At 51.1% G+C, this 9,453-nt stretch carries 12 protein-coding genes; 1 reads left to right on the top strand and 11 read right to left on the bottom strand.

The features are described from left to right. The 11 genes from ON064_RS15065 to hprK all read right to left on the bottom strand — a co-directional run. On the bottom strand, positions 1-466 hold a 466-nt coding region (locus tag ON064_RS15065), incomplete at its 3' end, for a HisA/HisF-related TIM barrel protein (protein WP_274625415.1). Beyond that, on the bottom strand, positions 459-1,088 hold the full coding sequence (gene hisH / locus ON064_RS15060) for an imidazole glycerol phosphate synthase subunit HisH (RefSeq protein WP_121301049.1): 630 nt from the start codon (positions 1,086-1,088) through the stop codon (positions 459-461). The genes ON064_RS15065 and hisH, both read right to left, overlap by 8 nt. Continuing rightward, entirely contained in the window at positions 1,085-1,672 is a 588-nt protein-coding gene (gene hisB, locus ON064_RS15055; protein WP_407951623.1) for an imidazoleglycerol-phosphate dehydratase HisB, read from the bottom strand. The genes hisH and hisB overlap by 4 nt, the downstream gene beginning before the upstream one ends. Continuing rightward, positions 1,669-2,952 (bottom strand): histidinol dehydrogenase, encoded by a 1,284-nt coding sequence (hisD, locus tag ON064_RS15050; RefSeq protein ID WP_274625414.1) that lies wholly within the window; start codon positions 2,950-2,952, stop codon positions 1,669-1,671. The genes hisB and hisD overlap by 4 nt, the downstream gene beginning before the upstream one ends. Further along, positions 2,949-3,575 (bottom strand): ATP phosphoribosyltransferase, encoded by a 627-nt coding sequence (gene hisG, locus ON064_RS15045; RefSeq protein WP_058381263.1) that lies wholly within the window; start codon positions 3,573-3,575, stop codon positions 2,949-2,951. The genes hisD and hisG overlap by 4 nt, the downstream gene beginning before the upstream one ends. Next, a complete protein-coding gene (hisZ, locus tag ON064_RS15040) occupies positions 3,568-4,731 on the bottom strand; it encodes an ATP phosphoribosyltransferase regulatory subunit (RefSeq protein WP_274625413.1) in 1,164 nt (387 codons plus the stop codon). The genes hisG and hisZ overlap by 8 nt, the downstream gene beginning before the upstream one ends. Positions 4,732-4,870: 139 nt before the next feature. Continuing rightward, the gene (locus ON064_RS15035; protein ID WP_121301046.1) at positions 4,871-5,383 is read right to left on the bottom strand and encodes an acyltransferase; all 513 of its coding nucleotides are present in this window, start codon (positions 5,381-5,383) and stop codon (positions 4,871-4,873) included. Further along, on the bottom strand, positions 5,380-6,024 hold the full coding sequence (gene ppaX / locus ON064_RS15030; RefSeq protein WP_274625412.1) for a pyrophosphatase PpaX: 645 nt from the start codon (positions 6,022-6,024) through the stop codon (positions 5,380-5,382). The genes ON064_RS15035 and ppaX overlap by 4 nt, the downstream gene beginning before the upstream one ends. Beyond that, positions 6,021-6,956: a nucleoside recognition domain-containing protein gene (locus tag ON064_RS15025; protein ID WP_274625411.1), complete on the bottom strand. Its 936-nt coding sequence runs from the start codon at positions 6,954-6,956 to the stop codon at positions 6,021-6,023. The genes ppaX and ON064_RS15025 overlap by 4 nt, the downstream gene beginning before the upstream one ends. Positions 6,957-6,975: 19 nt before the next feature. Next, positions 6,976-7,788 carry a prolipoprotein diacylglyceryl transferase gene (lgt, locus tag ON064_RS15020; RefSeq protein WP_274625410.1) on the bottom strand — a complete coding sequence of 271 codons (813 nt, stop codon included), beginning with the start codon at positions 7,786-7,788 and terminating at the stop codon, positions 6,976-6,978. Positions 7,789-7,809: 21 nt separating this feature from the next. Continuing rightward, positions 7,810-8,736 carry an HPr(Ser) kinase/phosphatase gene (gene hprK, locus ON064_RS15015; protein ID WP_121301042.1) on the bottom strand — a complete coding sequence of 309 codons (927 nt, stop codon included), beginning with the start codon at positions 8,734-8,736 and terminating at the stop codon, positions 7,810-7,812. A gap of 164 nt (positions 8,737-8,900) precedes the next feature. On the opposite strand from hprK, the gene ON064_RS15010 reads away from it, so the two are divergent. Continuing rightward, a complete protein-coding gene (locus ON064_RS15010; protein ID WP_274625409.1) occupies positions 8,901-9,443 on the top strand; it encodes an N-acetylmuramoyl-L-alanine amidase family protein in 543 nt (180 codons plus the stop codon). Positions 9,444-9,453: the final 10 nt, after the last annotated feature.

Here is a 9,453-nt window from a genome sequence, read left to right as displayed (position 1 = left end):
CGGCCACTTCAGATGCCGGCTTATGGGAAGTTTCAATCCATCCTTCTGTCGCCGCCATGCCGTCTTTCGCATCGATGCCGATGACGATCCGCTCTGCGCCGAACTCTTCGATAAATGACGCCACCAGTTCTGGCTCCCTTACAGCCAAGCTTCCGATAATGACACGGGAAACGCCATTTGATAAATAATGGTTGATGTCTTCACGGCTGCGGATACCGCCGCCCACTTGGATGTTGGCATTGAGCTTCGCCGCTTCGATGACCACTTGATCGTTGATGCGGCTGCCGTCTTTCGCGCCGTCTAAATCGACCATATGGATCCACTTAGCCCCGGCTTTCACAAAACTTTTCGCCATTTCAACGGGCGAATCCGCATAGACCGTCTCCTGGCCATAATCGCCTTGGAACAAGCGGACGCATTTTCCGCCCCTCAAGTCGATCGCCGGATAAATTTGAAATTCACTCATGGAAATCCCCCCTGACATTTGCAATCCACTGCGCCAATAAATAATGCCCGAACTCGCCCGATTTTTCCGGATGGAATTGCATCCCCGTAATCAATCCGCCGCCGACAACACCCGGCACTTCAAGTCCGCCGTATTCGGCTGTCGCGAAGACTTCTGCACGATCCGTCTCTGTCGCCAAAAACGAGTGGACAAAATAAACATGTGTATCTTCCAGTACATCTTCAAGCCAGTACGGCTGTTGCGTGAAGTTCAGGCGGTTCCATCCCATATGCGGGATGCGGTAAGCACCTTTTGGAAAGCGCCGGATATGGCCTTTCAATAAACCAAGCCCATTGACCGGCCTGCCTTCTTCACTGTCTTCATATAATAATTGCATGCCGAGGCAAATCCCGAGCAACGGAATCTTCTGCTCCGGAAGCGAACGGATGAATTCGGCTAAGCCTTTCTCCTCCAAGCGCTTCATGGCATCCGGAAAAGCGCCGACACCCGGAAGCAAAATCGCATCCGCTTCCGCCAAGACTTGTGCATCGTCTGAAGTGATGACGGTGCATTCCAGTTTTTTCAATGCCTGTTCGACGCTGAATAAATTGCCCATGCCGTAATCAATGATGCCAACGATCATGTTAAAAGCCCCTTTGTCGACGGGACGCCTTCTACACGCGGGTCAATCATCGTCGCGTCATCGAGCGCGCGGGCAAGCGCCTTGAAGACCGCTTCGATGATGTGGTGCGTATTGCGTCCATAATGGACGATGACGTGGACGTTCATGCGTGATTCCAACGCAAACTTCCATAGGAATTCATGGACCAGCTCCGTATCGAATGCGCCAACTTTGGCGTTCGGGATATCTCCCCGGAATTCCAGGTGAGGGCGGTTCGAGCAATCGATGATCACTTGCGCGAGCGCATCATCCATCGGCACAAAGGCGTTGCCGTAGCGGCGCAAGCCTTTTTTATCGCCTAAAGCTTCAAGCACTGCCTGGCCAAGGACGATCCCGATGTCTTCTGTCGTGTGGTGGTCATCGATATGGGTATCGCCATTTGCGTGGATGCGCCCGTCGAACTGGCCGTGCTTAATGAAAAGATCCAGCATATGGTCCATGAATGGTACTCCTGTATTGATATCCGCCTGCCCTTTTCCATCGAGTGAGAAGCTGACGGCAATTTCCGTTTCATTGGTTTTTCGCGTAATGTCCGATTTCCTCATGATTGACTCTCCTTTTTCCAAGCGCGCGATTCGACTGCACGTGCGTGTGCTTCGAGGCCTTCTAGCCGTGCGAGCCTTGCAATTTTCTCTTGGTTTTCACGCCATGCCTGCTCGCTGTAATGAACGATGCTCGTCCGTTTAACAAAATCATAGACGGACAAAGCGCTCGAAAAGCGCGCCGTGCTATTGGTCGGCAAGACATGGTTCGTGCCGGCAAAATAATCGCCGATCGGTTCCGATGAAAAACGGCCGATAAAAATCGCGCCTGCGTGATCGATTTGTTCTGCTACCGCTTCCGCATCTTCTGTCATGATCTCCAAATGCTCTGGAGCCAATTGATTGGCAGCGTTAATCAATTCAGCGCGGCTGTCCGCCACATAAATGGTGCCGTGGTCACGGATCGACGCTGCGGCAATCACTTCGCGCGGCAAAGTGGCCAATTGGCTTTTCACTTGCGCCGCCACTTGTTCGGCAAGCGCACGGCTCTCAGTCAATAATACAGCACTTGCCAGCGGATCGTGCTCTGCTTGGGATAATAAATCCGCCGCCACTTCATCCGCATATGCGCTGTCATCGGCAATGATGGCAATTTCACTCGGCCCTGCAATCATATCGATTGCAACATCACCGTTCACTTCGCGTTTTGCAAGCGCTACGAAAATATTGCCGGGCCCCGTAATCTTATCGACCGGTTGGATCGATTCCGTCCCATAAGCGAGTGCCGCGATCGCTTGTGCGCCGCCAGTTTTATATAGTTCTTCAATGCCAAGGATATGCGCCGCAACAAGCACGCCGTCCGATAAATTCCCATCGCTATCAGGCGGTGATGTAACGACGATGCGCCCGACTCCGGCGACTTGTGCCGGAATGACATTCATCAAGACGGAGGATGGATAGGCCGCCGTGCCGCCTGGAACATACAATCCGGCCGATTCGATCGCTGTGACACGCTGCGCGACATACGAGCCGTCCGCACGGTCTTGGCGATAGCCTTGTTGCTTTTGGCCTTCGTGATAGCTGCGGATATTGTCTGCAGCTTCTGTCAGATCAGCCAGCAGTTGGGAATCAAAACGCTCCGCTGCTTGCTGGATTTCTTCTGGCGTCACCTTTAATGCGGACAACTCCGCTTTGTCCCATTTTTTTGAAAAGCGGAACAATGCTGCATCGCCTTCTGTACGCACCGCTTGAATGATTTCTTTTACCGCTTGCAATTGCTGTTCTGTGCCATCGGCTAATTGGCGCCGAATCGACAACTCATCTGTCAGGCGCTGGATGTTCATCGTCCCACCTGCTCCCGCAGTTTATCGACCAATTCTGTAATGCGCTGTTGCTTCAAACGGTAGCTTACCGGGTTTGCGATGAGGCGCGAGGTGATGTCCGCGATTTTCTCATACTCCACTAGGCCGTTGTCTTTCAACGTGCGGCCGGTCGATACGATGTCAACGATGCGGTCGGACAAGCCAATCAGCGGCGCCAATTCGATTGAGCCGTTCAATTCGATGATCTCGACTTGTTCGCCTTTGCTGCGGTAATAATGAGAAGCCACCGCTGGATATTTCGTCGCAATGCGCGGGGTCACTTCGTCCATTTCCGTATCCGGCAACCCGGCCGTCGCGATATAGCATGCGCTGATGCCGAGGTCCAATAATTCGTGTACGTCTCTATCGTGCTCGAGCAAGACGTCTTTTCCGGCAATGCCGATATCCGCTACCCCGTGCTCGACATAAGTCGGCACATCCATCGGCTTCGCCAGAATAAAGCGGAATTTTTCATTCGGCGCTTCGACGATCAGCTTGCGCGAGTCGTCGAGCTCTTTCGGCAGGTCATATCCCGCACCGACTAATAGTTCATAGGCTTCTTCAAAAATTCTGCCTTTTGGCATGGCAATCGTCAATTCATCCATTGTGCAGCTCCTCCCCTCTGATGACTTCGGTGAACAAGGCAGTGAATGGCTCCAGCGCTTTAACGGCCGGTGCATACTGCAAGGTCACTCGTTTTCCTGAATTTCTTAGTTGTTGTGCTTTATCGAATGCATATTGCTCGTTTTGTTCATCGAATAAGATCAATGTGTGCGGTTGCTCCGTTTTTTCAGGTGTCACCGATTCCAGCAAACGGTCGACCCGCAACCCGAATCCGGTCGCGCCGACCTGCAAGCCGAACTGCTCCATCAAGCCGTCATAGCGCCCGCCGCTGCCGAGTGGAAATCCGCTGCCAGCTCCGTAGAATTCGAACACCAATCCGGTGTAATAAGTCATGTGGCTGCTGAAAGAGATATCAAAAGTGATGGCATCCCCAAGGCCGTTGCGTTCAAGTAGCTGTTCAAGACGCTCCATGTCGCGGTAAAGCTCGCGTTGTTCTTCATTTTCTTCGTTGATCCATAACTTCCAGTCCGCCACTGTTGTCGCCTGCATCAATTTCAAAAACGATGCCAGCTTGTCTTCTGCAATCGGCAGCTCTTTTGCCAATTGTTCAACCCCTACACCGTTCTTGGCAACAAACAGTTCGCGCACTTTGCCGCTTTGTTCCGCGTCCAGCCCGAAATCCGCCAATATTAGTTCAAGCAGCCTCGTGTGGCCGATGACGATGCGGGCTGAACCGACGCCCAACTCTTTCAGGATATCCCAAGCCAGGCTGATCACTTCCGCATCCGCATAAAGGGAATCGTCACCGATCAACTCGACGCCCATCTGCTCGAATTCAGCAGGGCGTCCGCCTTCGCGCTTTTGCGCACGGAACACATTGGAGTAATAGCCGAGGCGGATCGGCATTTTCTCGCGCAATAATTTCGATGCCGCAACCCGTGCAATCGGGGAAGTCATATCCGGCCGCAAGACGAGCGTCTTGCCTTGGCTGTCGAGTAGCTTGAATAACGCGTCATCTGAAATCGCGGAGATCTTCCCGATGGTCTCGTAATATTCCAAAGTGGGTGTCTGCAGCAATTCATAACCCGCCTGCTCAATCAATTCAGTGCCTTGTTTTCTTAGTTGTGCTTTTTGTTTGGCAATTAAAGGAAAATCGTCACGCATGCCTAATGGTTTTTCAAACATTTCGATGGTCATCGTTGAACACTTCCTATTATCGGTTATTTCACTTTAGTTCGCTAGAGTGATGAATCGTTAAAGTGATTCTTATTTTAGCGCAAGCCGCTTTGGCCCGTCAAGCAAGGAGGATACAAAAAATCCTGAAAGCGCTGAGCTTTCAGGATTTTGCTTGTCGATCGGCCATTTCTTCGGCTGTATAGATGATTTTCATCGGATTGCCGCCGACAAAAGCCCCAGCCGGTACATCTTTATGGACGAGCGTGGCAGCGGAGACGATGGCGCCATCCCCAATCTTGATGCCGGGCAAAATCGTACTGTTTGCTCCGATCATGACACGGTCGCCGATCAAGACGTCACCGAGCCGGTATTCTTCAATCAAGTATTCGTGCGCAAGAATGGTCGTATTATAGCCGATCACGGTATTGGCCCCGACCTGTATGCGTTCTGGAAACATGACATCGGGCATGACCATCAGCGCAAATGACGTTTCCTTGCCGATCTTCATGCCAAGAAATTGGCGATACAGCCAGTTTTTCATCGGCAAAAACGGCGTATAGCGGGCCGTCTGGAGGACCAGAAAGTTTTTCGCGACTTTCCAGAACGGCACGGTTTTGTAGATATGCCAAAGCGAATTTGCTCCTTCAACAGGATATCGCTCGGTGCGTCTCATCTTACGCCCGCCTTCGTCAATTCCAACAGGTCGGAAATATGCTGCAGCATGAAATCCGGTTCAAAGCTCGCTAAAAACTCTTCTCCTTTTGCAGTCCATGCGACCCGGACGCCGGCATTTTTGCCGCCTTCGATGTCATGTGAATTATCACCGATCATCAAGGCTCCCTGCTGATCCGCTTCCAATAAACGCAATGCCAGTTCAAGCGGCTCGGGATGCGGCTTCGGGTTCTGCACATGATCCAACGCCACCAAGACATCGAACACATCCTGCACGCCCATCAACTTCAAGCCATGCAAAATCGTTTCTTCACGTTTAGTGGAAACGATCGCCATTTTCAAGCCTCTGGATTTTAACGTACGCAAAGTTTCTGCAACCCCGTCGTATTCAGACACCAATTCATCATGGAGCGTCCGGTTTAGGCGGCGGTACTGATCGCTCAGTTCGCTGACTTTGCCCGGTGCGATTTTTGTAAAGGTCTGTTCCAATGAAGGGCCGATAAAATGCAAGACATCTTCCCGTCCGTATTCGCCCGGAAAATGTTCGCCGAGCACCGATAGGAATGTCTGGACGATCAATTCATTCGTATCGAGCAAAGTTCCATCAAAATCAAACAATAAAGTCGTTATATCTTTATTCATGTAGAGAGCACTTCCTTCCGATTGTCTTCAGCCCGACGCCATAGATAAGAGATGAATATCGTCAAGGCGAGGGCGGTGATGACCCGAATCAGCAGCAGCGGCCAAATCGGGATGCCGAGAGGGATAAAAATCAAGGTATCCTCGACAATCGCGTGGCATGCCACCAGGAAGATAAAGGCGAGTGTCGCATCTTTGCGGCTGACGCCGTCTTCCTGGACTGCTTGGATCATCACACCTGCTCCCATCGCCAATCCGAAAATCAACCCGGAGGCGAGCGTCAACGAGGCATTTTTCTCGACGCCGATCAGCCGTGTGAGCGGCCCCATCAAATTCGAGATTTTCTTCAAATAATGGCGGTCTTTCAATACTTGAATCATCAGCATGAGCGGGATGACGATCATCGCCAGCTGAAGCACGCCAAAACTCGCTTTTTCCAAGCCGAGCAAGAAGATGCCAAGCCATGTTTCCGGAGCAGCGGCGACTTCAGGCGCAAAGCCGTATTGCGCAATTTCCCCGCCGCCCGACCAGAACAAGTTAATCAAGATGCCGGATAAAGCCGCAAGCCCGAAACGTACCACCAAGACAACCCATAACCGGACGCCGACTTTCAAGGCGACGCCGGTTTCGATAAAGATGTTATGGGAGAACGATAACATGACTGCCAGGATGAATACTTCTTTCACGGTCAGTTCAAGCGATAAGATTCCGGCGATTCCTGCATACAAATTGAGCGCGTTGCCGAGCACAAGCGGAACGGCCGCTTCACCGCTTAGGCCGAATATTCCCATGACCGGTGCGATTAAATCGATGATAAATGGCAATACCGGCGTGAATTGCAGCATGGTGATGAGCAAAGTAATCGGAAAAATGATTTTTCCGAGTGACCACGTAGTCTTTAATCCGGCTTTCAAGCCATTTTTCACTGTCGACATTCAATCTCTTCTTTCCTAGTTATTTATCCAAATAGCGCGGCGGGTTTTTAATGGCCACGCGCCGGTAGATGATGAACGCAAGCCCAATGACGATCGCGATGACCGACACAAGTTGTGCAGCACGCAATTCGCCGATGACGTATAGGCTGTCGGTGCGCATTCCTTCAATGAAGAAACGGCCGACTGAATACCAGATCATATAGAAGAAGAACATTTCCCCGCGCACCAAATTGACTTTGCGCAGCAGCAGCAAAATGATGATCCCCACCAAACTCCACATCGATTCATAGAGGAAGGTTGGATGGTAATAAGCACCATCTATGTACATATGGTTGATGATCCAATCGGGGATGAACAGATTCTCAAGAAACTGGCGCGATACTTCTCCGCCATGCGCTTCCTGGTTGATGAAATTGCCCCAGCGCCCGATGGACTGGCCGATCAAAATACTTGGTGCCAAAATATCCGCCACTTTCAAAAACGGCGTATTGCGGCGTTTCGTGAATATATAGGCGACGATGACCGAAGCGATCAACGCTCCGTGTATTGCAATCCCGCCATTCCAGATGGCGATGATTTGGGCGGGCTGGTCTTTATAATTTTCCCATTCGAACATCACATAATAAATGCGCGCGCCGACAATGGCGAGCGGGACAGCCCAGATCAATAGATCGGTCAGATAATCCGGATGCAAACCGCGCTTGACCATTTCTTTTTGGCCGACGAGAAATGCGATGACGATGCCGGTCGCGATGATGACGCCATACCACCGGACGTCGATCGGCCCGAGTGAAAAAGCCACCGGATCGATCGCTGCTAAAACTGAATACATATAATGCACCTTCCCATTCGCTTAATTTGTATCTTGCGAGATGACATCATCAAGCCGCTTGGAGAATTCCTCAGCAGCGTTGACCCCCATCCGTTTCAGGCGGTAGTTCATCGCGGCTACTTCGATAATGACAGAAAGGTTACGCCCTGGACGTACAGGAATCGTCAGCTTCGTCACATCCGTATCAATGATTTTCATTGTCTCTTCCTCAAGGCCGAGACGATCGTAAGTTTTATCTTGATCCCAAATCTCGAGATCAATGACAAGTGAAATACGCTTAAAGTTACGTACGGCACTCGCTCCGAATAAAGTCATGATGTCGATGATGCCGACACCGCGAATCTCGAGCAGATATTCAATTAGCTTTGGCGGATGCCCAACAAGTGTACTTTCGCCTTCTTGACGAATTTCCACACAATCATCCGCTACAAGGCGATGGCCTTTCTTAACCAATTCCAAAGCGGTTTCACTCTTACCGACGCCGCTTTTTCCGGTAATGAGCACACCGATTCCGTAAATATCGACCAGCACGCCATGTACAGCGGTCGTCGGAGCGAGACGGCTTTCTAGAAAGTTCGTCAGCAAACTCGAGAAGCGGGTTGTGGTCATATTCGTCCCGAGCACCGGCACATGTTTTTCGGAAGAGGCGATGACCAATTCCTCCGGCACATCGACGCCATGGGAAACGATGATGGCGGGCGTATCCTCCGCACACAGTTTCATCATTCGGTCTAGCCGTTCTTCCGGTTTCAGCATGGCGAAAAACGACAATTCCGTTTTCCCGAGCAATTGCATGCGATTCGCTGGATAATGGGTGAAATAGCCTGCCATTTCCAGTCCCGGTCTCGAAATATCACTAATGGCAATATGGCGCCCGATGCCTTCCTGGCCGCTGATCAGTTTCAAGCCGAACGTCTCCATTACTTGTTTCACTGTTACTTGTCCCATAGTTTTTCCCTCATTCCCCCGGCTGCGCAAATTAAATCTTCCAAATAATTCCTTCGTTTTGCGGTCGGTTTGTTTTTATTTTAACATGGAAAAAAAGAAATTGAAGAATTTCGTCCCCTTTCTCGCCCTTTCCTTCTATATAGGGAATGAAGGGGGAATGTTACATGAAGATTATCATTGATGCAGGACACGGGCCAGGGACGATTGGCAAACGGACACCCGACGGCAGAATGCGCGAATTCCATTTCAACAACGCGGTCGCAGAAGATGTGAAAAAGCGCTTGGCAGCGGATGGCTACACGGTATTGTTCAGCCATCAACAAGACCGTGACGTCCCTTTGAAGGAAAGGACGAGCTTCGCCAATCGGTCCGGCGCAGAACTTTTGGTGTCGATCCACGCGAATGCGGCAGGAAATAGCTATAGCCCCGCACAAGGCATCGAAAGTTTCATTTATCCCACAGCCCCTGCACGCACTCGCAAATTTGGGCAGTTGCTCCAGGATTCGTTGATCTTATCGACGCAGCGGAAAGACCGCGGATTGAAAACAGCGGATTTCGCCTTGCTGCGAGATACCACCATGCCCGCGGTTCTAGTGGAATGTGGTTTTATGACCCATAAGCATGAAGCGGCTTTGCTGCAATCCGATGACTATCGCAAGCGCTGTGCACGCGCCATCAGCTTTGCCATCACCTGTATGGAACGATAACGCAAAAAAG

Origin of the sequence: Planococcus sp. A6, from assembly GCF_028823615.1 — a bacterium.
Classification (GTDB): domain Bacteria; phylum Bacillota; class Bacilli; order Bacillales_A; family Planococcaceae; genus Planococcus.
Note: the sequence above shows the minus strand (reverse complement) of the source record. Positions and strands in the feature narration are given on the sequence as shown.

Coding starts and splice junctions, on each gene's coding strand:
- hisH (WP_121301049.1), bottom strand. CDS start 1,088: ATGATCGTTGGCATCATTGATTACGGCATGGGCAATTTATTCAGCGTC.
- hisB (WP_407951623.1), bottom strand. CDS start 1,672: ATGAGGAAATCGGACATTACGCGAAAAACCAATGAAACGGAAATTGCC.
- hisD (WP_274625414.1), bottom strand. CDS start 2,952: ATGAACATCCAGCGCCTGACAGATGAGTTGTCGATTCGGCGCCAATTA.
- hisG (WP_058381263.1), bottom strand. CDS start 3,575: ATGGATGAATTGACGATTGCCATGCCAAAAGGCAGAATTTTTGAAGAA.
- hisZ (WP_274625413.1), bottom strand. CDS start 4,731: ATGACCATCGAAATGTTTGAAAAACCATTAGGCATGCGTGACGATTTT.
- ON064_RS15035 (WP_121301046.1), bottom strand. CDS start 5,383: ATGAGACGCACCGAGCGATATCCTGTTGAAGGAGCAAATTCGCTTTGG.
- ppaX (WP_274625412.1), bottom strand. CDS start 6,024: ATGAATAAAGATATAACGACTTTATTGTTTGATTTTGATGGAACTTTG.
- ON064_RS15025 (WP_274625411.1), bottom strand. CDS start 6,956: ATGTCGACAGTGAAAAATGGCTTGAAAGCCGGATTAAAGACTACGTGG.
- lgt (WP_274625410.1), bottom strand. CDS start 7,788: ATGTATTCAGTTTTAGCAGCGATCGATCCGGTGGCTTTTTCACTCGGG.
- hprK (WP_121301042.1), bottom strand. CDS start 8,736: ATGGGACAAGTAACAGTGAAACAAGTAATGGAGACGTTCGGCTTGAAA.
- ON064_RS15010 (WP_274625409.1), top strand. CDS start 8,901: ATGAAGATTATCATTGATGCAGGACACGGGCCAGGGACGATTGGCAAA.